This window comes from Billgrantia campisalis (assembly GCF_022341425.1).
Classification (GTDB): domain Bacteria; phylum Pseudomonadota; class Gammaproteobacteria; order Pseudomonadales; family Halomonadaceae; genus Halomonas; species Halomonas campisalis.
Window position 1 is genome coordinate 392,759 of sequence record NZ_JABFUC010000001.1, and the last position, 24,422, is coordinate 417,180.

General features: G+C 68.7%; 20 protein-coding genes and 1 tRNA gene. 11 read left to right on the top strand and 10 right to left on the bottom strand.

The window, feature by feature from the left end; genetic code table 11:
• Position 1 precedes the first annotated feature (1 nt).
• Positions 2 to 1,123 carry an agmatine deiminase gene (gene aguA, locus HOP52_RS01740; protein ID WP_238975334.1) on the top strand — a complete coding sequence of 374 codons (1,122 nt, stop codon included), beginning with the start codon at positions 2 to 4 and terminating at the stop codon, positions 1,121 to 1,123.
• A 186-nt stretch (positions 1,124 to 1,309) separates the two neighbouring features.
• Here the strand turns inward: aguA and HOP52_RS01745 are convergent, their stop codons facing one another.
• Together HOP52_RS01745 and HOP52_RS01750 are read right to left on the bottom strand one after the other, a co-directional pair.
• A complete protein-coding gene (locus HOP52_RS01745; RefSeq protein ID WP_238975335.1) occupies positions 1,310 to 1,963 on the bottom strand; it encodes a glycine zipper 2TM domain-containing protein in 654 nt (217 codons plus the stop codon).
• A 240-nt stretch (positions 1,964 to 2,203) separates the two neighbouring features.
• The gene (locus tag HOP52_RS01750; protein WP_238975336.1) at positions 2,204 to 3,400 is read right to left on the bottom strand and encodes a glycine cleavage T C-terminal barrel domain-containing protein; all 1,197 of its coding nucleotides are present in this window, start codon (positions 3,398 to 3,400) and stop codon (positions 2,204 to 2,206) included.
• 270 nt (positions 3,401 to 3,670) lie between these two features.
• Between HOP52_RS01750 and HOP52_RS01755 the strand changes: the two genes are divergently transcribed.
• Positions 3,671 to 6,238, top strand: coding sequence for a GcvT family protein (locus HOP52_RS01755; RefSeq protein ID WP_238975337.1), 2,568 nt, complete (start codon positions 3,671 to 3,673; stop codon positions 6,236 to 6,238).
• A 28-nt stretch (positions 6,239 to 6,266) separates the two neighbouring features.
• Here the strand turns inward: HOP52_RS01755 and HOP52_RS01760 are convergent, their stop codons facing one another.
• Positions 6,267 to 7,316: a GlxA family transcriptional regulator gene (locus HOP52_RS01760; RefSeq protein WP_238975338.1), complete on the bottom strand. Its 1,050-nt coding sequence runs from the start codon at positions 7,314 to 7,316 to the stop codon at positions 6,267 to 6,269.
• A gap of 240 nt (positions 7,317 to 7,556) precedes the next feature.
• Here HOP52_RS01760 and HOP52_RS01765 point away from each other — a divergent pair, with 240 nt between their 5' ends.
• Positions 7,557 to 9,302, top strand: a complete 1,746-nt coding sequence (locus HOP52_RS01765; protein WP_238975339.1) for a formate--tetrahydrofolate ligase — start codon at positions 7,557 to 7,559, stop codon at positions 9,300 to 9,302.
• Between the two features lie 34 nt (positions 9,303 to 9,336).
• Here the strand turns inward: HOP52_RS01765 and HOP52_RS01770 are convergent, their stop codons facing one another.
• The 6 genes from HOP52_RS01770 to hemA all read right to left on the bottom strand — a co-directional run bounded on the left by HOP52_RS01770 (position 9,337) and on the right by hemA (position 15,430).
• Positions 9,337 to 10,683 (bottom strand): glutamine synthetase family protein, encoded by a 1,347-nt coding sequence (locus HOP52_RS01770; protein WP_238975340.1) that lies wholly within the window; start codon positions 10,681 to 10,683, stop codon positions 9,337 to 9,339.
• 96 nt (positions 10,684 to 10,779) lie between these two features.
• Positions 10,780 to 11,529 (bottom strand): HesA/MoeB/ThiF family protein, encoded by a 750-nt coding sequence (locus HOP52_RS01775; protein WP_238975429.1) that lies wholly within the window; start codon positions 11,527 to 11,529, stop codon positions 10,780 to 10,782.
• A 5-nt stretch (positions 11,530 to 11,534) separates the two neighbouring features.
• The gene (locus HOP52_RS01780; protein ID WP_238975341.1) at positions 11,535 to 12,035 is read right to left on the bottom strand and encodes an Lrp/AsnC ligand binding domain-containing protein; all 501 of its coding nucleotides are present in this window, start codon (positions 12,033 to 12,035) and stop codon (positions 11,535 to 11,537) included.
• A gap of 181 nt (positions 12,036 to 12,216) precedes the next feature.
• Complete coding sequence (gene prmC / locus HOP52_RS01785; protein ID WP_238975342.1) at positions 12,217 to 13,062, bottom strand: peptide chain release factor N(5)-glutamine methyltransferase; 846 nt, start codon at positions 13,060 to 13,062, stop codon at positions 12,217 to 12,219.
• Positions 13,062 to 14,153 (bottom strand): peptide chain release factor 1, encoded by a 1,092-nt coding sequence (prfA, locus tag HOP52_RS01790; protein ID WP_238975343.1) that lies wholly within the window; start codon positions 14,151 to 14,153, stop codon positions 13,062 to 13,064. The genes prmC and prfA overlap by 1 nt, the downstream gene beginning before the upstream one ends.
• Before the next feature lie 11 nt (positions 14,154 to 14,164).
• Positions 14,165 to 15,430: a glutamyl-tRNA reductase gene (hemA, locus tag HOP52_RS01795; RefSeq protein WP_238975344.1), complete on the bottom strand. Its 1,266-nt coding sequence runs from the start codon at positions 15,428 to 15,430 to the stop codon at positions 14,165 to 14,167.
• Between the two features lie 232 nt (positions 15,431 to 15,662).
• Here hemA and HOP52_RS01800 point away from each other — a divergent pair, with 232 nt between their 5' ends.
• From HOP52_RS01800 to HOP52_RS01835, 8 genes are all read left to right on the top strand, one after another.
• Complete coding sequence (locus HOP52_RS01800) at positions 15,663 to 17,426, top strand: tetratricopeptide repeat protein (protein ID WP_238975345.1); 1,764 nt, start codon at positions 15,663 to 15,665, stop codon at positions 17,424 to 17,426.
• Between the two features lie 41 nt (positions 17,427 to 17,467).
• Positions 17,468 to 18,088 carry a lipoprotein insertase outer membrane protein LolB gene (lolB, locus tag HOP52_RS01805; protein WP_238975346.1) on the top strand — a complete coding sequence of 207 codons (621 nt, stop codon included), beginning with the start codon at positions 17,468 to 17,470 and terminating at the stop codon, positions 18,086 to 18,088.
• A 10-nt stretch (positions 18,089 to 18,098) separates the two neighbouring features.
• Positions 18,099 to 18,998: a 4-(cytidine 5'-diphospho)-2-C-methyl-D-erythritol kinase gene (gene ispE, locus HOP52_RS01810; RefSeq protein ID WP_238975347.1), complete on the top strand. Its 900-nt coding sequence runs from the start codon at positions 18,099 to 18,101 to the stop codon at positions 18,996 to 18,998.
• A gap of 93 nt (positions 18,999 to 19,091) precedes the next feature.
• Positions 19,092 to 20,033, top strand: a complete 942-nt coding sequence (locus HOP52_RS01815) for a ribose-phosphate pyrophosphokinase (RefSeq protein ID WP_238975349.1) — start codon at positions 19,092 to 19,094, stop codon at positions 20,031 to 20,033.
• A gap of 113 nt (positions 20,034 to 20,146) precedes the next feature.
• Positions 20,147 to 20,791, top strand: a complete 645-nt coding sequence (locus HOP52_RS01820; RefSeq protein ID WP_238975352.1) for a 50S ribosomal protein L25/general stress protein Ctc — start codon at positions 20,147 to 20,149, stop codon at positions 20,789 to 20,791.
• Between the two features lie 86 nt (positions 20,792 to 20,877).
• A complete protein-coding gene (gene pth / locus HOP52_RS01825) occupies positions 20,878 to 21,462 on the top strand; it encodes an aminoacyl-tRNA hydrolase (protein ID WP_238975354.1) in 585 nt (194 codons plus the stop codon).
• Between the two features lie 82 nt (positions 21,463 to 21,544).
• The gene (gene ychF / locus HOP52_RS01830; RefSeq protein WP_238975356.1) at positions 21,545 to 22,636 is read left to right on the top strand and encodes a redox-regulated ATPase YchF; all 1,092 of its coding nucleotides are present in this window, start codon (positions 21,545 to 21,547) and stop codon (positions 22,634 to 22,636) included.
• Between the two features lie 66 nt (positions 22,637 to 22,702).
• Positions 22,703 to 22,779 (top strand) — tRNA-Met (locus HOP52_RS01835).
• A 265-nt stretch (positions 22,780 to 23,044) separates the two neighbouring features.
• Here HOP52_RS01835 and HOP52_RS01840 read toward each other — a convergent pair.
• Positions 23,045 to 24,343: a M18 family aminopeptidase gene (locus HOP52_RS01840; protein ID WP_238975358.1), complete on the bottom strand. Its 1,299-nt coding sequence runs from the start codon at positions 24,341 to 24,343 to the stop codon at positions 23,045 to 23,047.
• Between the last annotated feature and the right edge of the window lie 79 nt (positions 24,344 to 24,422).

A 24,422-nucleotide genomic window follows, 5' to 3' on the forward strand; every position in this document is an offset into this window, starting at 1 on the left:
TATGAACCAGCCAATCCTCGATACCGTCACCGCCGAGACCACGCCCCGGGCCCAGGGCTTCGCCATGCCCGCCGAGTTCGCTCCCCACGACGCCTGCTGGATGCTCTGGCCCCAGCGTCCCGACACTTGGCGCTATGGGGCTAAGCCAGCCCAGCAGGCCTTCGCCGAAGTGGCCTGCGCCATCGCCGAGAGCGAGACGGTGTTCGTCGGCGTCAACGACGACCAGTACGAGAACGCCCGCAACCAGTTGCCCGCCCATATCCGCGTGGTGGAGCTCTCCAGCAACGACGCCTGGATGCGCGACATGGGCCCCACCTTTCTGACCCACCCGGACGGCCGCCTGGCCATGGTGGACTGGGTGTTCAACGCCTGGGGCGGCCTCAAGGGGGGCCTCTACTTCCCCTGGGACAAGGACAAGCGCATCCGCACCAAGATCGCCGAGATGCTCGGCATCCCGCGCTTCGAGGCGCCGGTGGTGCTGGAGGGCGGCGCCATCCATGTGGATGGCGAGGGCACCCTGCTCACCACCGAGGAGTGTCTGCTCAATCCCAACCGCAACCCGGGAATGAGCCGCGACGAGATGGAGCAGGTGCTGGGCGACACCCTGGGCATCGACAAGGTGATCTGGCTGCCGCGGGGCTGCCATCTGGACGAAACCGATGGCCACGTGGACAACCTCTGCTGCTTCGTCGCCCCGGGCCAGGTGGCCCTGACCTGGTGCGACGACGACGCGGACCCCCAGGCCGCCATCTCCCGGGAGGCGCTGGCGGTGCTGGAGGCCGCCACCGACGCCCGGGGCCGGCCGTTGACCGTGCACAAGCTGCCCCAGCCCGGCCCGCTGTATATCGCCGAGGACGAGGCCAGCGGCCTGGACCGCCTCAACAGCTCCCATCCGCGCCAGCCCGGCGACCGCATGGCAGGCTCCTACGTCAACTTCTATATCGGCAACTCGGTGGTGGTGATGCCCTTCCTGGATCCCGCCCACGACGAGGCGGCCTGGGGGATCCTCCAGGGGCTCTTTCCCGACAAGCAGGTAGTGGGTGTGCCGGCCCGTGAGATCCTGCTGGGTGGCGGCAATATCCACTGTATTACCCAGCAGCAGCCAAAGGCCCCGCGGGCATGAATGATGGCCGAGCCGCCGACACGCGAGGCGCCGGCCACCCGGAAGCGCCGCAGGCCTGCCTCTCACGTCAGCCGGGCCTGGCGCAGCAACGCGGCCGCCGCCCATGGGCGGCGGCCTTTCATATGCGTCAGGTCTGAGCGCGGGCCAAGCAAGGCAACACGCCCCCGGGTCGACCCCGAGGGTCGCCTATCCCTCGCTTTGCGCGTCATCCAGAGCGGCCTGCCACTGCACTTCGCCCTCCACCACCGGCAGCCGCTCTGCCTGGGGGGCGCTGTCCATGCGGCGCGACTTGACCTCGCCGTCGACGCGATAGGTGACGTCGTAGCCGAGGTGCTCCTCATGGCTCTCCATCACGGTATTGCACTGCCGCTCGGTGACGCTCTGGGTCTGCATTTGCGTCTGGGTACGGGGCTGGGCCTGCCCCGCCTGGGCGTGCTGGTGGGCCTCGACACGGTTCTGCACCTCGCGGCCGGCCAGGCCCCCGCCCACGGCACCGGCCACCGTGGCCAGCTTCTTGCCGCTGCCGCCGCCTACCTGGTTGCCCAGCAGGCCGCCGACGATGGCGCCCGCCGCAGTACCAACGATGCGGTGCGGGTCGTGACTCCCGGCCGCCTGGCCGGACTGGGCAACGGGCACCTCCACCGGCACTTCCCGGTTCACCACCACGTCCTGGCACACCTCGCGGGGGCGTTCCACGCTGCGGGTCGCCGCCTCGACGCCGAGGATCTCGGCGAACTGCGCTGCACTCTCGTCAGGCTGCTGAACCTGCCAGGCGCCCAGCGCCAAGCCGCCCAGCCCGAATACGGCCAGGGTGGTACCGACCACGATCGATTTGCTCATCTGTCACCTCCAGGGGCTTCTTGGCGCATCGCACGGCGCCCGTTCCGATGGATGGCATCGGCTCCGGGAGATGTGAGACCAGAACAGGGTTGCGGGAACGAGGGGCGCCTCCTGCGCCGCCTCCATAGGAGTATAGGCCCCCTGGATTGGGGAAACAGTGCCGAGGCGACACTTGCACATTAGCTGACCCGGCGTCGCCAGACGGTGACAGCTCGCTCGGCTGCCACCGTCGGGCGGGACTCAGCCCTTGGGGATATCCTTGGTAGGATCGTGGAACGGCTTGGCCACCACCACGGCGTCCTGCATGCCGGTGTTGGCCTCGATGCGCAGCGGCGTGCCCAGCTCGGCATGGGCCGTCGGCACCATGGCATAGCCGACATTGCGCTCCTGGCGCGGCGAATGGGTGGCCGAGGTCACCTTGCCGATGCGCTCGCCGGTGTCATCAAAGACGGGAAAGACATCGATCATGGCGCCATCGGTGAAGTAGCCGACGCTGGGGCCGTCGATCTCCACCCCCACCAGCTTGCGCGACACCCCCTCGGCCTTGATCCGCTCCAGGGCGGCGCGGCCGATGAAGTCGTCATCCCCGCGCAGGTCGACCATCCAGTCGTAGCCCATGCCCACCTCGAAGGGGTTGGTGTCGTACCAGATGTCGCAGCCGAAGGCGAGAATGCCGCCCTCGATGCGGCGGATATGGCAGGGGCCGATCACCTGCATGCCGTGGGGACGGCCGGCCTCGAAGACCCGCTGCCAGAGCGCCTCGCCGTAACGGCTGGCATCACGCAGGTAGATCTCGTAGCCGATCTCGCCGGAGTAGCCGGTGCGCGAGATCACCACCGACATGCCGTCAAGGGTCGCCTCCATGAGGTAGTAATAGGCCATCTCCAGCACCCGCTCGCCGAACAGGTCCACCATTACCGCCTTGGCCTTGGGGCCCTGCACCTGCACCGGCGCCACGTCCACTTCCCGGATGGTGACATCGAAGTCGGAGCCGTGGGCCAGCCCCTGGCACCACAGCATCACGTCGCTGTCGGCCAGCGAGAGCCAGAAGCGGTTCTCCTCGATGCGCAGCAGCACCGGGTCGTTGATGATGCCGCCGTCGGGGGCGGTGACGAAGACGTACTTGCACTGCCCCACCTGGCACTGGCGCATGTCACGGGGGACCAGGCGCTGGACGAAGGCGAAGGCGTCGGGGCCACTGATCTCGATCTGACGCTCCACACCCACGTCCCACAGGGTGACGCCCTGGACCAGCGCCCAGTACTCGTCCACCGGGTCGGTGTAGAGGCGCGGATGGTAGTGGTGGTTGTAGACGCTGTACTTGCGCACCCCGTGGCGCCGGGAAGCATAGAAGAAGGGGGACTTGCGTATCCGGGGATACAGCAGGATCTCGGGAGCCGCCTGACTGTGCCCGATGTGCTCGGCAAGCTGGGACATGGGGGTCACTCCTCTTTACGTGTCGTGCCAGCATGATTCACGCTCGAATCACCATCGCCGGCGATCCTTGTCTTCGACCCTAGCCCAGCCCCACGCCGCCGTATCGCTACCGGCGTCGAAGACTTTGGTATCGGCGACAGCCGCCGGCAGACTGTCGCCCCCAGCTAAATCTGGGGCGCCAGAGGATAGCGGGGCGCTCGGTTCCTGCGGCTACAGTAGGGTGTAACAGCGCGACTGGCGCGGCCAGCGAGTCACCACGGGGGAGCGGTCATGGCAACACTACCCAAGCGAGCGGACGCGGTGATCATCGGCCAGGGAGGCATCGTCGGCGCCTCGGTGGCCCACCACTTGATCGAGCAGGGCTGGGAGAACCTCGTCGGCCTGGACAGCTCCGCCATTCCCACCGACGTCGGCTCCACCTCCCACGCCTCCGATTTCTGCTACATGACCGCCCACGACCCGATGTCGTGCTACACCACCACCTATAGCCGCCGCTTCTATGAGGCCCGCGGTCACTACAGCCGGGTCGGCGGCCTGGAGGTGGCGCGGGTCGGTGACGACGCCCGCCTCGCGGAACTCAAGCGCAAGGTGGCCTCGGGCAAGGCCTTCGGCACCAACGCCCGCATGATCGGGCCCGACGAGGCGGTCGAGCGCTTCCCCCTGCTGCAGCGGGAACTGATCCAGGGCGCCCTCTGGGACCCGGACGCCGGCCTGGTGGTGCCGCGCTCCCAGCAGGTGGCCGGCGAGCTGATCGAGGAGGCGGTGGCCGGGGGGCGGCTGCGGGTCTTCGCCGACACCCCGGCCCTGGATATCGACGTGAAGGACGGCCGAGTGCGCGGTGTCGACACCCCTCGGGGCTATATCGAAACGCCATTGGTGATCGTCACCGCCGGAATCTGGGGACCGATCCCCGCCGCCATGGGGGGCGCCGCCCTGCCGCTGATGCCGGTGGAGCACCCCTTGATGTTCTTCGGCCCCTTCGACGCTTTCGCCGGCAGCGGCCGCGAGATCGGCTACCCGCTGCTCCGGGACCAGGGCAACTCGGCCTATATGCGCGACACCGGCGACCCCCGCACCACCGAGGGCGGCCAGCTCGAGTGGGGCTACTACGAGCCGACGCAACCGCGCCTGGTGCACCCCCGCGACATCCTTGGGCGCGACCAGGCGCGGCTGTCGCCCTCCATGCGCGACCTCGACATCGACCAGGTGGCCGACGCCTTCCCCCGGGCCGTGGAGCTGACCCCGGTGCTCGGCGAGCTGGGCTGGGACGAGAAGCACTCCTTCAACGGCCTGCTGTCGGTCACGGTCGACGGCGGCTCGCTGATCGGCGAATCCCCGGAGACCCGCGGGCTCTGGTTCTGCGAGGCGGTCTGGGTCAAGGATGGCCCGGGGATGGGCAAGGTGCTAGCCGACTGGATCACCCAGGGCCGTACCGAGCTCGACCCTCACGGCATCGATATCGCCCGCTTCTATCCGGTGCAGAAGACGCCGGACTACGTGCTGGGACGCTGCCGCGAGATCGCCTGCAAGATCTACGACCCGCCGGTCCACCCCCGCGAGCCCTTCGAGACCGGCCGCAACCTGCGGCGCGGCCCCTTCTGGCCCCGGGAGAAGGAGCTCGGCGGCTACTTCATGGAGACCGCGGGCTGGGAGCGGGCCCACGGCTATGCGGCCAACGAGTCCCGGCTGAGCCGCTACGCCGAGCGCATTCCCGAGCGCCCCAACGAGTGGGACGCCCGACACTTCTGGTGGGTCTCCAACGCCGAGCACCTCGCCCTGAGCGAGGACGTGGGCATGATCAACCTCTCCCACTTCGCCATCTACGACCTCACTGGCCCCGACGCCGAGGCGCTGCTGGAGTATCTCTCGGTGGCCAAGGTGGGGGGCGACACGCCGCCGGGCAAGGGGGTCTACACCCACTTCCTGGACGCCTTCGGCGGCGTCCACTCAGACCTGACCATCGTGCGCCTGGCACCCGACACCTTCCGAGTCATCTGCGGCGGCGACACCGGCCCCCGCGACCGGGTCTGGATCACCCGCATGGCCGAGGACCGGGGGCTTAATCGCGTCCACCTCGAGGATCGGACCGACGGGCTGGCTACCCTGGGGCTGTGGGGCCCCAATGCGCGGCGCACCCTGCAGGCGCTGGCGGACGACCCCCAGGCGCTCTCCCCCGAGCGCTTCCCCTTCGCCACGGCCCGCGAGATCCGCGTGCGGGGGCTGCCGGTATGGGCCTTTCGCATCTCCTACGTGGGCGAGCAGGGCTGGGAGCTCTACACCCCCTTCAGCTACGGGCTCGCCCTGTGGGACCTGCTGTTCGAGCAGGGCGTCATCCCGGTGGGCATCGAGACCTACGCCAACAGCCGCCGCCTGGAGAAGAGCCTGCGGCTGCAAAACGTCGACCTGCTCACCGAGTACAACCTCCTGGAAGCGGGCCTGGCCCGGCCCCGGGTCAAGCCCGCCGACTTTCACGGCAAGGCCGCCCACCTGGAGCAGCGCAACCGGGAACGACAGCCCGCCTACCTGTGCACCCTGACCCTGCGCGAACACCGGGACGCCCTGGGCGTGGCCCGCTACCCGGTGGGGCATTCGCCGATCCTCGACCCGGCCAGCGGCGAGGTGCTGGTGGACGCCCTGGGGCGGCGCTCCTACGTGACCAGCATCGCCTACGGCCCCTCGGTGGGCGAGATCATCGCCCTGGGCTACCTGCCGGTGGAGCACGCCCGGGTCGGTCATACCCTGAGCATGGAGTACTTCGGCGAGCACTACCCGCTCCGGGTCGAAGCCGTGGGCTACCGGGCCCTCTACGACCCCGATAACCAGCGACCCAAGAGCTGACCCGCCAAGGCCGCCACGCCGATCGCCCTCAGCGCTCGCCCTGCGGCGCGTCCTGGGCTGGACCGGCCTGGGGCGCGACCTCGGATTCGTCGGGCTGACGGTCGCGGCGGCGCTTGCGCTCCCCGCTCGGCGAATGCCCGAAGCGGTCGTGGTAACACTTGGAGAAGTGGGGCGGGGAAATGAACCCGCAGGCCAGCGCCACCTCGGTGATCGGCATATGGGTCTGGCGCAGCAGCAGCCGGGCCCGCGCCAGGCGCAGCTCCAGGTAGTACTTCAGCGGCGGGCAGTCGACGTAGCGCTGGAACAGCCGCTCCAGCTGGCGCCGCGACAGATCGGCATAGCTCGCCAGTTCGTCCAGGGAGAGCGGCTCCTGGAGGTTGGCCTCCATCAGGGTGGCGACCTCCTCCAGCTTGGGATGGCTATGCCCCAGGCGCACCCGCAGCGGCAGACGCTGGTGATCCCCGGTTCCGCGAATCCGCTCGTGGATGAACTCCTCGGCGATGGCCTCGGCCAGCTCCAGCCCCTGCTGGCGAGCGATCAGGGTCAGCATCATGTCCAGCGGGGCGATCCCGCCGGAGCTGGTGTAGCGGTCGCGATCCAGCACGAACAGCTCCGTGGTGAAGGTCACCGCCGGAAACAGCAGCGCCTCTTGGATGCTCGAAAAATGCTCCCAGTGCAGGGTACAGCGATAGCCGTCGAGCAGCCCCGCCTTGGCGAGCACATAGCCGCCGGTGCAGACCGCCCCCAGGGGCGTGCGGCCCGCGGCGAGCCGGCGCAGCCAGACGAGCGTGTCGCGCTCGCAGTGGTCCTGAACCTCGACGCCGGCACACACCAGCAGCAGGTCCAGCGCCGGGGCATCGGCCATGGCGTGATCCGCCGCCGTCGCCAGACCGCTGCTGGCGCGCACCGGGGCGCCGTCGCGACTCACCAGGTGCCAGGCATAGAGGGGCCGGTCGCTGAGGTGGTTGGCCATGCGCAGCGGCTCCAGCGCCGCGGAGAAGGCCAGCTGGGAGAACCCCGGAACCAGCAGGAAGCCGATATTGCGCTTGTCAGGTGACGGCGCGGCAGCGGGAGCCATGGGACCTCCTCAGGCTGGGTATCAGTCAAACTAAGATTACCGACAACCGATGCATCGCGATAGTTGCGCCAACCAACGCCAGGGCCGAGAGTCAAATAGCGCATGCCTGCGCCCTCGACCCGGCGACTGTCGCTGCGACGACGCCGCCCGACGCCGGCACGCAAACCCGAACGAGCGGCAGCGCGAATACTGGGCGTACGGTCATACGACGCGCGGATCGACACTTCAGGAGGCAGGGCGATGGCGACGCATTCCCCCGATATCCAGCCGACGCAGCCGCGGCTGCCCGACAACCTCAACATCGCCCGCGGCGCACGGCTGTGGCCGATCGAGGAGATCGCCCACCGCCTGGGACTTCCCGGGGAGGCGGTGGAGCCCTATGGCCGCGGCATCGCCAAGCTGGACCTCTCCGCCGTGGATGCCCTGGCCGCACGGCCCAGGGGGCGCTACGTGGTGGTCTCGGCGATCACCCCCACTCCGCTCGGCGAGGGCAAGACCACCACCGCCATCGGCCTGGTCCAGGGCCTGCAGCAGCGCGGCCATACCGCCACCGTGACCCTGCGCCAGCCCTCCCTGGGCCCGACCCTGGGGCTCAAGGGCGGCGCTGCCGGCGGCGGCTACAGCCAGGTGGTGCCGATGGAGCGCATCAACCTGCACCTGACCGGCGACATCCACGCGGTGACCGCCGCCCACAACCTGCTCGCCGCCATGATCGACAGCCACCTCTACCATGGCCGCGGGGTCGACCTGGACCCCGAGAGCGTGTGCTGGCCGCGGGTGATGGACCTCAACGACCGCGCCCTGCGCCGGATCGTCATCGGGCTCGGCCCCCGCGCCGACGGCGTCACCCGCCAGAGCGGCTTCGAGATCACCGCCGCCTCCGAGGTCATGGCGGTGCTCGCCCTGGCCGACTCGGTGGTGGACCTGCGCCGCCGCCTGGGACGCATCGTGGTGGGCCAGACCCGCCAGGGGGAGGCGGTGACCGCCGAGGCGATCGGCGCCGCCGGTGCCATGACCGCCCTGCTCAAGGAGGCGATCAAGCCCAACCTGCTGCAGACCCTGGAGCACGCCCCGGCGCTGATCCACACCGGGCCCTTCGGCAATATCGCCCACGGCAACTCCTCGATACTGGCCGACCGCATCGGCCTGCACGGCAGCGACTTCCTGGTCACCGAGGCGGGCTTCGGCGCGGACATGGGGGCGGAGCGCTTCTTCAACATCAAGTGCCGCGCCTCGGGCCTGGTACCGGATGCGGCGGTGCTGGTGGTCACCGTGCGGGCCCTGAAGTACCACTCCGGACGCTACGCGGTGACCCCCGGCAGGCCGCTGCCCGAGGGCATGCAGGCGGAAAGCCCCGAGGACGTGCGGGCCGGGGCGTCCAACCTGCTCAAGCAGATCGACAACATCCGCGCCCACGGCGTCACCCCGGTGGTGGCGATCAACGCCTTCCCGAGCGACTTCGCCAGCGAACACGCAGCCATCGTCGACATCGCCCGGAAGGCCGGGGTCAGCGCCGCCGTCTCGACCCATGTCCGCGACGGCGGCGCCGGCGCGGTGGAACTGGCCGAGGCGCTGATCGAGGCCATCGACGTGGCCGACGAAGCCGGGAACGGCTTCCGCTTTCTCTACCCCGACGAGATGCCCCTGGACGCCAAGATCGAGCGCATCGCCACCCGGATCTACGGCGCCGCCGACGTGGCCTTCAGCCCCGAGGCCCGCCGCCAGCTCGACGCCTACCAGCAGCAGGGTCACGGCCGGCTGCCGGTATGCGTCGCCAAGACCCACCTGTCGCTCACCGCGGATGCTACCCGGCCCGGCGCGCCCGAGGGCTGGACCCTGCCGGTGCGCGAGGTGCGGCTCTCCGCCGGCGCCGGCTTCGTCTACGCCCTGTGCGGCGATATCCGCACCATGCCGGGCCTGGGCGCCGACCCCGCCGCGGCGCACATCGACGTCGACGCCAACGGCGAGATCACCGGGCTGTTTTAAGCCTGGTCCGAAAAGTTGGCAAGCGGCAGGCAGCCTAGACGCTCAGCAGCAGAAACTCCCGCTCCCAGGAGCTGATCACTCGCTTATAGTTCTCGTTCTCCACCCGCTTCACCGCCACGTAGCCGGTCACGAACCGCTGCCCCATATGGCGCTGTAGCTCGCTGCAGTGCTCCATGCGCTCCAGCGCCTGCTCCAGGGTAAAGGGCAGGCGCATGTTGCGTCGCTCGAAGGCGCGTCCCTGCACCGGCGCCGAGGGATTGAGCCCATGTACCATGCCGAGATAGCCGCACAGCAGGCTGCCGGCAATGGCCAGGTAGGCGTTGGCATCGGCGCCCGGCAGGCGATTCTCGATGCGGCGGTTCTGCGCGGAAGAATCGGGGACGCGCAGGCCACAGGTGCGATTCTCCTCGCCCCACTCGACGTTGACCGGCGCCGAGGTGTCGGGCAGGAAACGGCGGAAGGAGTTGACGTTGGGCGCCATCAGCGGCAGCGCCTCGGGAATATAGCGCTGCAGGCCGCCGATATGGTGCAGAAACAGCTGGCTCATGCCGCCGTCGTCGTTGGCGAACACGCTGCGCCCGGTCTCGACATCGACCACGCTCTGGTGGATATGCATGGCGCTTCCCGGCTCGTTGGTCACCGGCTTGGCCATGAAGGTGGCGGCCACATCGTGCTTGAGCGCCGCCTCGCGCAGGGTACGCTTGAATAGGAAGACCTGGTCGGCCAGTTCGAGCGGGTCGCCGTGACGGAAGTTGATCTCCATCTGGGCGGTGCCCTCCTCGTGGATCAGGGTATCGATATCCAGCCCCTGGGCCTCGCACCAGTCGTACATGTCCTCGAACAGCGGGTCGAACTCGTTGGCGGCATCGATGGAGAAGGACTGGCGGCCGGTCTCCTGACGCCCGCTGCGCCCGATGGGCGGCTGCAGCGGCAGGTCCGGGTCCTCGCAGCGCTTGGTCAGGTAGAACTCCATCTCCGGGGCCACGATCGGCTTCCAGCCCTGGGCCGCATAGAGCGCCAGCACCCGCTTGAGCTGGTTGCGACAGGAGAGCTCGATGGGATTGCCCCGCTTGTCATGGCAGTCGTGAATCACCTGGGCGGTGGGCTCCAGCGCCCAGGGCACCGGGTAGATGGCGGCCGGGTCCGGCCGGCACAGCATGTCGATGTCGGCAGGATCGAGCAGCGAGTAGTAGATGTCATCGTCCACGTAGTCGCCGGTCACGGTCTGCAGCAGCACGCTCTCGGGCAGGCGCATGCCCTTCTCGGCCACGAACTTGGAGACCGGCGTAATCTTGCCCCGGGCGATGCCGGTGATATCGCTGACCAGGCACTCCACTTCGGTGATGTTGCGCTCCTTGAGCCAGCTTTCCAGATCTTTCATGGGACCCTCCCGTTGCGCCGAGCATTCAAGTCTTGGGCCATCAGGGCTCGCCATGGAAGGCCGCGGCCGAGCCGCCAAACGCGGGCCCCGGCGGGCTCAGGACGCCGCGCAGACCGGACAGGCCGGGTCGCGGGGAACGCGAAAGTGGCGCCACTGTCCGCTCAGACCATCGAAGGTGGAGAGCCCGCGGTGGGGCGTCCCGGCGCCGCTGAGCAGTTTGATCGCCTCGAGCGCCTGAAAGCTGCCGATCAGCCCCACCAGCGGCGCTACCACGCCGCTCTCCGCACAGGAGAGCGCTTCGTCGCCGCTGCCGTCCGGCGGATAGAGGCAGGCGTAGCAGGGGCACTCGGTGTCGCGCGGGTCGAAGACGGCCAGCTGCCCGGAGAAGCGAATCGCCGCCCCGGAAACCAGCGGCACGCCCGCGCGGCGGCAGGCGGCATTGATCGCATAGCGGCTGGAGAAGCGGTCGGTGCAGTCCAGCACCAGATCGGCGGCCGCCACCGCGGCCTCCATGGCCGCGCCGTCCAGGTGCTCATCGAGCACCGCGATCTCGCAGCCGGGGTTGAGCGCCAGCGCCGCCTCCCGGGCGGAGTCGGCCTTGTTGCGCCCCAGGTCGGCCATGCCGTGGGCGATCTGGCGCTGCAGGTTGGAGAGTTCCACCGCATCGGCATCGGCAAGCGTCAGGTGCCCCACCCCGGCGGCAGCCAGGTAGAGCGCCACCGGCGAGCCCAGGCCGCCGGCCCCCACCACCAGCGCCCGGGAGGCGAGCAGCCGCTCCTGGCCGACGATGTCGATCGATTCGAGCATGATCTGCCGGCTGTAGCGCAGCAGCGCCTCATCGTTCATCGTGATCACTTGCCGTCGAGCTCCTCGATGTCGGGCACATAGAGGGAGAACTCCTCCTTGACCTCCTCCATCACCACATAGCTCTTGGACTCCTTGACGCCCGGCAGGGTCAGCACCACGTCGCCGAGCAGCTGGCGGTAGGCCGACATCTCGGGGATGCGGCACTTGAGAATATAGTCGAACTGCCCCGACACCAGGTGGCACTCCTGGATCTGCGGCAGCCGGGCCACGGCGCGACGAAACTCATCGAATACCGCCGGCGACTGGGTCTCCAGGCTGATCTCCACGAACACCAGCAGATTGGCCTTCAGGGCGCGGGGATCGAGCACCGCCTTGTAGCCGCGGATCACCCCTGCCCGCTCGAGACGCTTGACACGCTCCAGGCAGGGGGTGGTGGAGAGTCCGACCTGAGCGGCCAGGTCCACGTAGGAGATGCGGGCATTCTCCTGCAGACAGCGCAGGATCTTGAGGTCGATACGGTCGAGCGAGCGGGTCTTGGCTTTCATTATCGTATTGGGCAAACCGGTCAGGATGAATGATAGATGTCGGCACGGCAGCAAATCGAACTGAAAAACAGCGGCAATCCTCCCCGCCGCTGGTGTTCGGTCTCACAAACACGCCGACTATCGGAATTATTTCCTGAACAGGTGTACCACAGCGAGCCCCAGGGGCTCCAGTCAAGCCCACTCAACGCGGGTCGCAAACCCGCCCCAGCGTCACCCGCTCATGTCCCGACAGGTCGCGACGGCTCGCCACCTCGAGATAGCCGGCCGCCCCCAGCAGCGCCCGCACCGCGGCCGCCTGATCATGGCCATGCTCCATGGCCAGCCAGCCGCCGGGCACCAGGTGGGCCGGCGCGGTAGCGGCCAGATGGCGCAGATCGGCCAGACCGCCGGCATCGGCCACCAGGGCACTGCGCGGCTCGAAGCGCACGTCGCCTCGCGCCAGGTGAGGGTCGCTTACGTCGATGTAGGGCGGATTGGCGACGATCAGCTCGAAGGCCTCTCCGGCGAGGGCCGAGAACCAGTCGCTCTCGAGAAAGCGCGCGTTGGCGATCGCCAGGCGTTGGGCGTTGGCCGCGGCCAGGGCCACCGCGCGCGGCTCGCGGTCGACCCCGGTCACCGCCCAGCCGGGGCGCTCGCTGGCGAAGGCCAGGGCAATGGCGCCGGTGCCGGTGCCCAGGTCGAGCAGGCGCCCGCGAGGCGCAGCGGCCAGCTCAAGGGCCGCCTCCACCAGCGTCTCGGTATCGGGTCGCGGAATCAGGGTGCTGGGGTCGGTGGCAAGCGTCAGCCCCCAGAACTCGCGTTCGCCGCAGAGGTGTGCCACCGGATGGCCCGCCGCGCGCGCCGCCACCAGCGCCTCGAAGCGGGCCCGGGCGAATCCCGCTGCCTCCCGGTCGCCCCAGGTGTAGAGCCAGGTGCGGTCGACCGCCAGCACATGGCAGAGCAGCACCTCGGCGTCCAGCCGGGCACTCGGCGAGCCCGCCGCCGCCAGGCGCTCGGCGGCCCGCGCCAGTAGCCGATCCAGGCGCATCAGGCGCTCTGCTGCAGGGCCGCCAGCTGCTCGGCCTGATGCTCATGGATCAGCGGCTCGATGACCTCGTCGAGCTGCTCGCCGCTGACCACCTCGCCGAGCTTGTAGAGCGTCAGGTTGATGCGGTGATCGGTGAGGCGGCCCTGGGGGAAGTTGTAGGTGCGAATGCGCTCGCTGCGATCGCCCGAGCCCACCAGCGAGCGCCGGGTATCGGCCTGCTGCTGGCGCTGGCTGTCGACGGCGCCCTGCTTGAGCCGCGCGGCCAGCAGCGACATCGCCTTGGCGCGGTTCTTGTGCTGGCTGCGCTCCTCCTGGCACTCCACCACCACGCCGCTGGGCAGGTGGGTGATACGGATGGCCGAGTCGGTGGTGTTGACATGCTGACCGCCGGCACCGCTGGAGCGAAAGGTATCCACCCGCAGGTCGGCGGAATTGATGTCGATATCGCCCACGGCGTCGGCCTCGGGCATCACCGCCACCGTGCAGGCCGAGGTGTGGATGCGCCCCTGGGACTCGGTGGCCGGCACGCGCTGGACGCGATGTGCCCCGGACTCGAACTTGAGCCGCGCATAGACGCCCTCGCCCTTGACCCGGGAGATGATCTCCTTGTAGCCGCCCTGTTCGCCGTGGCTGGCGCTGATCACCTCGACCTTCCAGCCGCGCTTCTCGGCATAGCGGGAGTACATGCGAAACAGGTCGCCGGCGAACAGCGCCGCCTCGTCGCCGCCGGTGCCCGCCCGGATCTCGAGAAAGACATTGCGCTGATCGTCCGGGTCCTTGGGCACCAGCAGTTGCTTGAGCCGAACCTCGAGTTCCGAGAGCCGCTCGCGGCTCTCGTCGCGCTCCAGCTCGGCGAGCTCGCGCATATCGGCGTCGCTGTCGCCGGTCAACTGCTCGGCGGTTTCCAGATCGCCCTCGGTGGCGCGATAGTCGCGCCAGGCCGCGACCAGCGGCTCGAGCTCGGCGTATTCACGGGAGTAATCGCGGAAGCGGGCCTGATCGGCGATCACCTCGGGCTCGGCCAGCAGGGCGGCAAGCTCCTCGAAGCGCTCGACGAAGGCATCGAGACGCTGGCGCAGGGTCGCTTTCATGGCGTGTCCTGTCAGGGTTTCGTTAAAGGGGGGTCGAGCAGCAGCGCCTCGGCGGCGGACAGCAGGTCGCGACGCTCACCGCCAGAGGCCTCACGCATGGCCACCGTGGGGCGATGCAGCAGGCGGTTGGTCAGCTGGTGGGCCAGCAGCCGAATCACCGTCTCCGGATCCTCGCCGCGGGCCAGCCGGGCCAGGGCCTGGCGTTCGGAGAGCGCGCGCAGGCTCTCGGCCTGGTCGCGATAGCGGCGTATCAGCTCGCCGCTGCTGCGAATGCGCCGCTCATGCAGCCAGACGCCGACGCCGTGCTCGATCAGCGATTCGGCCTGGTCGGCCGCGGCCTGGCGATGACGGCGGTTTTCCTGGATCACCTCGTGGAGGTCATCCACGGTGTACAGGAAGACATCGTCGAGGTCGCCGACCTCCGGTTCGATATCGCGGGGCACGGCGATATCGACCATGAAGATCGGCCGGTGGCGGCGCTTCTTCAGCGCCCGCTCGGCCATGCCCTTGCCGAGGATCGGCAGCGGCGCCGCGGTGGACGAGATGACGATGTCCGAACGCTCCAGCGCGGTGGGAATCTCGTTGAGCGAGATGGCCTCGGCGTTGAACTCGCCGGCCAGTAGCTCGGCCCGCTCCCGGGTCCGGTTGGCGACGATCATCTCGCGCACCCCGGCCTCACGCAGATGCCTGGCGACCAGCTCGATGGTCTCGCCGGCGCCGATCAGCAGCGCGCGTGAGCGACCGAAGTCGTCGAAGATGCGGCTCGCCAGGCTCACCGCCGCATAGGCCACCGATACCGGGTTCTGGCCAATGCCGGTGCGGGTGCGCACCTGCTTGGCGACCGAGAAGGTATGCTGGAACAGCAGCTCCAGCTCACCGCCCAGCCCGCGCGCCTGGCGCGCTGACTGATAGGCCTCCTTGAGCTGGCCGAGAATCTGCGGCTCGCCAAGCACCATGGAGTCGAGCCCCACCGCCACGCGCATCAGGTGGCGGGCGGCGTCGTTGTCGAGATAGTGGTAGGCGCAGGAGGTCAGATCATCCACCGGCAGGCCGTGAAAATGACTCAGCCAGTCGAGAATCACCCGTTCACCGCTCGCCTCGGTCACGCAGTAGAGCTCGGTCCGGTTGCAGGTCGACAGCACAGCGGCCTCCTGCACCTGGGGAATATGGCGCAGCTCACTGAGCGCCGACTCCAGCTGGGTAGGCGTGAAGGCGACCCGTTCGCGCACCGCGACGGTCGCAGTCTTGTGATTGATTCCGAGGGCAAGCAGCGTCATGCGTTAGGCGTCTTCGCGTGATGTCGTCAGGCGGCACCGGAAAAAGCCCGCCTCTGCGGCGCCAGATTCTACCACAGCCTTGCCCCCCCAGCGCCATGTGCATGACTGGCCACAATATTGACGCACGACAAGAGGCAGGACGTTGGCCTTGTCCGGAACACAGCCGGCGATCCCTTTGCCCACCGGCCGCGAGCCGGTATGCTGGCGGCTCGGCATCCCTAACGAGATACGCATGCCCTCAAGCTCCCGCTCTCGCGCCCCGATCCCCCACCTTCGCCATGGACTGGCAGGCCTCGGCCTGGCGCTGCTGTTGGGGGGCTGTCAGGCGCTGCCCCCCCAGCTGCAACCCGCTGAGACCGGTGACCCGCTCGATTCGGCGCCTCCCATCGAGCGGGGCCTGGACGCCGATGGACTGGCCACCCTGCTGACCGCGGAGCTGGCCGGTCAGCGCGGCGACTATCGCCGTGCGGCCAGCGGCTACCGGGACATGGCCGAGCGTTACCACTCCCCGGCGCTGGCCGAGCGGGCGACCCTGGCCGCGCGCTTCAGCAGCGACCCGCTGCTGCTCGAAGAGGTCGTGCAACACTGGCAGCGCCTTGCCCCGCAGGCGGAGGCTCCCAGCCGCCTGCTGGCCAGCCTGGCCATGCAGCGCGGCGACTGGACGGCCGCCCTGGAGCAGCGTCTGCAGCTGGTGGAACGCGGGGGGCACGGCGATCTGACCAACTTCGTGGAGAGGGCCCTGGAGGCCAACACCGACCTACTGCCGCTGCGCGAGCGCCTCGCCGAGCACCTGACCCGGCCCGCCGACGGCGCTCCCCGCCACGACGCCGAACTGGCGATGGCCATGCTCGAGGCCGCCACCGGGCAGACCCGGCGCGCCGAAGCACGCCTCGATGCCCTGGCCCGCGAGCACGCGGAGCTGCCGGCACTATGGCTGACCCGCGCCCAGCTGGCGCTGGACAGCGGCCAGGCCCTGCGCGCCCGCGATGCCGCCCGCCGCGGGCTGGAGGTGGCGCCCCAGGATCCACGCTTCATCCTGCTGCTGGCCCAGGCCGAGCTGGCGCTGGGCAATGTGGCCGCCGCAGAGGCACATACCGACGCACTGCTGGAGCGCCACGAAGGCGGCCACGATATGCGCATGGCGCTGGCCAACCTCTACCTGGAGAACAACCAGCCGGAGCCGGCGCGGCGACTCCTGCTGCCGCTGGTCAGCGATGAGCGCACGCCCGCCATGGTCTACTTTCTGCTCGGCGCCATCGCCGAGCAGGAGAGCGAGGTCGATAACGCCCTGCTCTACTATCGCCAGGTGGCGCCGGGCAGCGAATTCCTGATGGCCCGGCTGCGCGCCGCCCGGATGCTGATCGAAGACGACCGACTGCTGGACGCCCGGGCCTTCCTGCGCATCGAACGGCTGCGCCACGGGGAACGCGCCAGTGAACTGGTCAGCCTCGAGGTGGAGCTGCTCGACGAACTGGGACAGGAAGCGGAAGCCGCCGCCCTGCTCGACCGCGAGCTCGCCCGCGCCCCGAACGACGAACGGCTGCTCTACCAGCGCGCCATGCGCGCCTGGCGCAGCGGCGACGTGGAGGCCATGGAGCGCGACCTGGCCCGCATCATCGAGCATGACCCGGACAACGCCATGGCGCTCAACGCCCTGGGCTACACCCTGGCCGACCTGAACATCGAGGGGCGGCTCGAGGAGGCACGCGAGATGATCGAGCGTGCCCACGAGCTCGACCCGGGCAATGCCGCCATCATGGACAGCCTGGGCTGGGTCTATTTCCGCCTCGGCGAACCCGAGCGCGCCCTGCCCTGGCTGGAGCGCGCCTATGCCGCCATGCCCGACCAGGAGATCGCCGCCCATCTCGTCGAAGTGCTGTGGGTACTGGATCGCCATGACGAGGCCCACGCCAGGCTCGAGCAGGCGCTTGAGCGCTACGACGACCGTCCCCAGTTGGACGAGCTGCTCGAACGCATCCCCGAACTGGCTCCCTGAGCCGCGGTCCAACCACCCTGCACAGCCGACGAGACGCCACCATGCCCCCCCAAACCACCGCCCTTCGCCTGCTGTTGGCCTGCCTGGTCCTGACCCTGCTGGCCGGCTGCGCTCCGCGCCTGCCGGCACCCGACAGAGAGCGGCAGGCGGGCCAGTGGGAGGCCCAGCAGGACCGCCTGGTCGAGATGCAGACCTGGATGCTGGCCGGTAAGGCCGGGCTGCGCACCCCCCAGGAATCGACCAGCGCCAATCTGGACTGGAGCCAGCACCCCCACTACTACCGCCTGCTGATCAGTGGCCCCTTCGGCAGCGGCCGCAGCACCCTGGAGGGCCGCGAGGGTCGCTTCTCGCTGACCACGTCCGAGGGCCGCTTCGAGGCCGAAACCCCCGAGGCCCTGATGCAGCAGCAGCTCGGCTGGTCGCTGCCGGTCAGCGCCCTCTCCGACTGGATTCGCGGACTGCCCGCCGAGTCCAGCGACCACCGCCTGGAGAGCGACGAACTGGGCTTCCCGCAGCGCCTCGCGCAGGATGGCTGGGAGATCGACTATCGCGACTGGAGCCTGGTCGAGTCCCTGTGGCTGCCGCGGCGACTGATCATGACCTACGACGACCTGCGCGTGACCCTGGTGGTCACCGACTGGCGCCCGCTGCTCGACGACTGACCACGAGACAATGCCTGACACCCGCTCCGACTCGCTCTGCGAGACTGGCTCCAACACACGCGCCGACAGCCTCGCGCTGCCGGCGCCGGCCAAGCTCAACCGCATGCTGCATATCGTCGGCCGTCGGCCGGACGGTTACCACGAGCTGCAGACCCTGTTCCAGTTCCTCGACCACGGCGACAGCCTGCACCTCTCGCCCCGCCCGGACGGTGAGATACGCCTGACGCCGGCCCTGGCCGGTCTTGACGCCGAAGACAACCTGGTGGTGCGCGCCGCCCGGCTGCTGCAGGCCGAGACCGGCTGCCGGCGGGGTGCCGATATCCACCTGACCAAGCGCCTACCCATGGGAGGCGGGCTCGGCGGCGGCAGCTCCAACGCCGCCACCGCCCTGCTCGGCCTCGACCGGCTGTGGCGGCTCGACCTGGGGCTCGACGCCCTAGCCGAGCTCGGCCTGCGGCTGGGCGCCGACGTGCCGGTCTTCGTCCACGGTCACGCCGCCTGGGCGGAGGGAATCGGCGAGCACCTCGTCCCCGTCGAGCTCGACACCCCCTGGTTCCTGGTGGTGCATCCCGGCATTCCGGTCGCCACCCCGGCGGTGTTCGGGGCGGCACAATTGACACGCGACACCCCCCCGATTACCATGGCGCGCGCACTGCAGGGGGGAGCGCCCAGCTGGCGCAACGACTGCGAGGCCACGGTCAGGTCACTCTATCCACAGGTCGCCGAGGCACTCGACTGGCTCGGCGCTCGGGCTCCGACCATGCTGACCGGTACCGGCGCCTGCATCTTTGCCTGGACCGACACGCAGGCCGAAGCGCAGCGAATCGCCGCCGACCTGCCCGGGCACTTCACGGCCTTCACGGCTCGCGGCGCCAATCTCTCCCCGCTACATGCTGCCCTGGGTCGATGACGCTGGCGCCCCACCGGGCCTCACGCATGACGGCCGCTTCCGGCCAGGAGCCGGACCCCCGAATGACCCCCAACACTGCATAGGTGGATGCGCGTGTCGAAATTGATGGTTTTTGCCGGGAATGCCAATCCCGAACTCGCCCAGAAGGTCGCCGATAGCCTGGACACCCGCATGGGGAACGCCACGGTCGGTCAGTTCAGCGACGGCGAGATCGCGGTCGAGATCAACGAGAACGTTCGTGGCAAGGACGTCTTTATCCTGCAATCCACCTGCGCACCGACCAACGACAACCTGCTCGAGCTGATCCTGATGGTGGACGCCCTGCGCCGGGCCTCCGCCGCAAGGATCACCGCCGTGGTGCCCTACTTCGGCTATGCCCGCCAGGATCGCCGGGTGCGCTCCGCCCGCGTGCCCATCTCGGCCAAGGTGGTCGCCGACATGATGGTCAAGGCCGGCGTCGACCGAGTCATGACCATGGACCTGCACGCCGACCAGATCCAGGGCTTCTTCGACGTGCCGGTGGACAACGTCTACGGCTCGCCGATCCTGCTCGACGACATCGAGCGTCAGAATTACGATGATCTGGTGGTGGTCTCGCCAGACGTGGGCGGCGTGGTACGCGCCCGCGCCATCGCCAAGCAGCTCAATGCCGACCTGGCGATCATCGACAAGCGCCGCCCCCAGGCCAACCAGGCCCAGGTGATGCACATCATCGGCGAAATCGAGAACCGCACCTGCGTGGTGGTGGACGACATGATCGACACCGCCGGCACGCTGTGCAAGGCCGGCGACGCCCTCAAGGCCCACGGCGCGCGCCGCGTGGTGGCCTACGCCACCCACCCGATCCTCTCCGGTCCGGCGGTGGACAACATCACCAACTCGGTGCTCGATGAAGTCGTCGTCGCCGATACCATTCCGCTGTCCGACATTGCCCGCCGCAGCGGCAAGATCCGCCAGCTCAGCGTGGCGGGCCTGATCGCCGAGGCGATCCGCCGGGTCAGCAACGAAGAATCCGTCAGCGCCATGTTCCACTGAGTCACAGCACTCGGCAACCGGCGCCGGTAAACGGCCCTCCGGGGCTTTCAGGAGCGCTGCGGTCAGGTCGCGGGCCGCAGCCCACTCCTTACTCTCCAGCAAGAGGCAATACCATGTCCGATTTCACACTCAATGCCAGCGTTCGTAACGACCTGGGGAAAGGTGCGAGCCGCCGCCTGCGTCGTGCGAACCTCCAGGTGCCGGCCATCGTCTATGGCGGTGAGCAGGCCCCCCAGCCGGTCTCCGTCGAGAAGTCCGCCTTCTACAAGGCGATCGAGAGCGAGTCCTTCTTCTCGTCGGTGATCAACCTGGTCATCGACGGCAAGAGCGAGCAGGTGGTGGTGCGTGACCTGCAGCGCCACCCCTACAAGCCGCTGGTCACCCATGCCGACTTCCTGCGCGTGGATGCCACCCACGAGATCACCATCAACGTGCCCCTGCATGTGGTGGGCGAAGAGAAGTCCAAGGGCATCAAGGACGAGGGCGGCGAGCTGCACGTACTCTCCAACGAGATCCAGATCAGCTGCCTGCCCAAGGACCTGCCCGACTTCCTGGAAGTCGACATCGCCGACGTCGAGCTGGGCACCACCCTGCACCTCTCCGACCTCAAGGTGCCGGCCGGCGTGACCCTGGTCGACCTGACCCACGGTGAGGACCACGACAACGCCATCCTCAGCATCACCAAGCCCAAGGTTCGCGGCGGTGGCGAGGAAGGCGAAGCCGCCGAGGGCGAAGAAGGCGAGGACCAGGGCGAGTAATCGCGCCCGCTTCGGGGCCGTGCCCGGCACGGCCCTCCCCGTTGTGATCAAGCGCCCCGGCGCTTGATTTTTTTTGGAGGCAGGCCATGAGCGAGCTCAAGGCAATCATCGGGCTGGGCAACCCCGGCCCCGACTACGCCGCCACCCGCCACAATGCCGGCGCCTGGGTGGTGGAAGCGTTGGCGCGCCGGGCGAACACCGAGCTGCGCCCGGAGAAGAAGTTTCTCGGCCGCTACGCCAAGGTCCAACTCGACGGCCACGACCTCCACCTGCTCGAACCCGCCACCTTCATGAACCGCAGCGGCGCGGCCGTGGCGGCGCTGTGCCAGTTCTTCAAGATCGCCCCGGGCGAGCTGCTGGTGGCCCACGACGAGCTGGACATCGCCCCGGGCACCGCCCGCTACAAGACCGGCGGCGGCCACGGCGGCCACAACGGGCTGCGCGACACCATCAGCGCACTGGGCAACGACAGGTCCTTTCATCGCCTGCGCATCGGCATCGGCCACCCCGGCGAGGCCCGCCAGGTGACGAACTATGTGCTGGGTCGCCCCGGCAAGGCCGAGCTCGCCGCCATCGAGGCGGCCATCGACGAGTGCCTGGCCACCCTGCCGCTGGCCGTTAGCGGCGACTGGGCGCGAGCCATGAGCCGACTGCACAGCTTCAAGGGGTGAGCGAGCGCTGGGCGCCGAAATCCCCTTCCCGTAGAATACCGGCCATTCGCCATTCTCGAACTCGCTTTCCAGGAAGATTTCCATGGGTTTCAACTGCGGTATCGTCGGCCTGCCCAACGTCGGCAAGTCCACCCTGTTCAACGCCTTGACCAAGTCCGGCATCGATGCCGAAAACTTCCCCTTCTGCACCATTGAGCCCAATGTCGGCATCGTGCCGATGCCCGACCCGCGCCTCGACAAGCTGGCCGAGATCGTGAAGCCCCAGAAGGTGCTGCCCACCACCATGGAGTTCGTCGACATCGCCGGGCTGGTGGCGGGCGCCTCCAAGGGCGAGGGGCTCGGCAACAAGTTCCTGGCCAATATCCGCGAGACCCAGGCCATCGCCCACGTGGTGCGCTGCTTCGACAACGACAACGTCATCCACGTGGCCAACCAGGTCGACCCGCGGGCCGACATCGAGATCATCAACATGGAGCTGGCGCTGGCCGACCTCGACACCGTCGAGCGGGCCATCCAGCGCCTGGTGCGCGTGGCCAAGGGCGGCGACAAGGAGGCCATCGCCACCAAGGCGATCCTGGAGCGCATCCAGCCCCATCTGGCCGAGGGCCAGCCGCTGCGCAGCTTCGGCCTCGACGACGACGAGAAAAAGCAGCTCAAGAGCTTCGGCTTCCTGACCCTCAAGCCCACCATGTACATCGCCAACGTCAATGAAGATGGCTTCGGCGACAACCCCTACCTGGACGTGGTGCGCGAGATCGCCGCCGAGGAAGGCGCCGTGGTGGTGCCGGTGTGCAACCAGATCGAGGCCGAGATCGCCGAGCTCGACGATGACGAGCGCGCCATGTTCCTCGACGAGATGGGCATGGAGGAGCCGGGGCTGGACCGGGTGATTCGCGCCGGCTACGCCCTGCTCGACCTGCAGACCTACTTCACCGCCGGGGTCAAGGAGGTGCGCGCCTGGACGGTCAAGGTGGGCGCCACCGCCCCCGAGGCGGCCGGGGTGATCCACACCGACTTCCAGAAGGGCTTTATCCGCGCGGAAGTCATCGCCTATGACGACTTCGTCGCCCTGGGCGGCGAGCAGGGCGCCAAGGATGCCGGCAAGTGGCGGCTGGAAGGCAAGGAGTATGTGGTCCAGGACGGCGACGTCATCCACTTCCGGTTCAATGTCTAAGAACGGAACGGCGCCAAGTGCTTGACGAACGTGGGGCAAGACCGTAAACTTCGCCCCCGTTGCAACGGCTACGTAGCTCAGCTGGTTAGAGCACATCACTCATAATGATGGGGTCCCCTGTTCGAATCAGGGCGTAGCCACCAAGCATTCAAAAAAACCCGGCGCCTTTGGCGCCGGGTTTTTTTTATGGCAAGCATCCACGCGATTCATACTCCGGGAGCAGGCCTGCGAGGAGGCGCTGTGAATACATCCCTGTACGCTACCGACGCCCTGCTTCGCTCTCGCGTCCTGCTCCGCTTGCAGGACCGGTGCTGGCCATCCATGGCCAGCCCGTTCGAAGCAGTGCTTCTCACCCCTGGCGTAGGACCTCCTCTTCGACCTGCTCCCCTCGCCTCTCCCCTACGTGGCTCAGGCCAGCTCGGCGCGATTGACGAAGGCCACCAGCGCGCGGGTCAGGTGCTCCACGTCCTGGCTGCCGGCTGTCTCGCGGATCGAGTGCATGGCCCACTGAGGCACCCCCACGTCCAGCGTCGGCACGCCCAGCTCGGTGGCGGTGATCGGCCCGATGGTGCTGCCGCAGCCCATATCGGCCCGGGTCACGAAGGTCTGCACCGGCACTTCGGCCTCGCGGCACAGGTCGCGGAACAGCGCCGCGGTGGCACTGTTGGTGGCATAGCGCTGGTTGGCGTTGACCTTGATCACCGGCCCGCCGTTGAGCGCCGGCCCATGAGCGGCATCGTGCTTGTCGCGGAAATTGGGGTGCAGCGCATGGGCATTGTCGCAGGAGATCATGCGCGAGGCCTGGACCAGGCGAATGAAGCCCTCGTCACCGGCCTCGCCGAGCTGCGCATTGACCCGCCGGAGTACATCGCCGAGGAAGGGCCCCTGGGCACCGCAGGCGCTGGCGCTGCCCACCTCCTCGTGGTCATTGGCCACCAGCACCGCCCCCTGGGAACCGTCGCTCTCCAGCAGCGCCTCGAGCCCGATGAAGCAGGAGAGCAGGTTGTCGAGCCGGGCGCCGGCGATCAGCTCGCCCGCGACGCCGACGCGCGCCGGGGGTTGCGTATCATGGAAGGCCAGCTCGAAATCGAGTATCTCGACGCCATCCAGGCCATGCTGTTCCGCCAGCCAACCGGCAAGCAGGCGCTCCAGGTCGGGAGCGTCACCGCCCTGCAGCAGGACCGGCGCCATCTCCGTCTGAGCGTTGATCACCCGGCCATTGTTGGCCTCCCGATCCAGATGGATCGCCAGGCTGGGCACGATGGCCACCGCCCGGTCGACCGTCAGCAGCACTCCCTCCAGGCGCCCGTCGGGATGGCGAACGTGCATCCGGCCGGCGATCCCCAGGTCGCGGTCGAACCAGGGCGCCAGCAGCGCCCCGCCGTAGACCTCCACCCCCAGCTGCAGCCAGCCGGCGGCGGTCTGGGCGGCATTGGGCTTGAGCCGCAGCCCGGGGCTGTCGGTGTGAGCGCCGATCATGCGCAGCGCCGAAAGCCCGGCGGCGGGCAGCTGCAGGGCGATGATCGAGGAGTCGTTGCGCGTCACATAGACCCGCTCGCCCGGCGCCAGCTGCCAGGGGTGGGTCTCGTCGAGGCGGCGAAAGCCGGCGGCCTCCAGCCGTTCGGCCATGGCGGCCACGGCATGCCAGGGGGTGGGGGATCGCGTCAGAAACTCGAGCAGTCGCTCGATACGGGCTTCCCGGGACATGAGGATCCTCTATCAAGGGGCTGTGGATAACGTGACAGCTGCTACAATGCGCAATCGGCCTTCGCAACTCGCCAGCCTT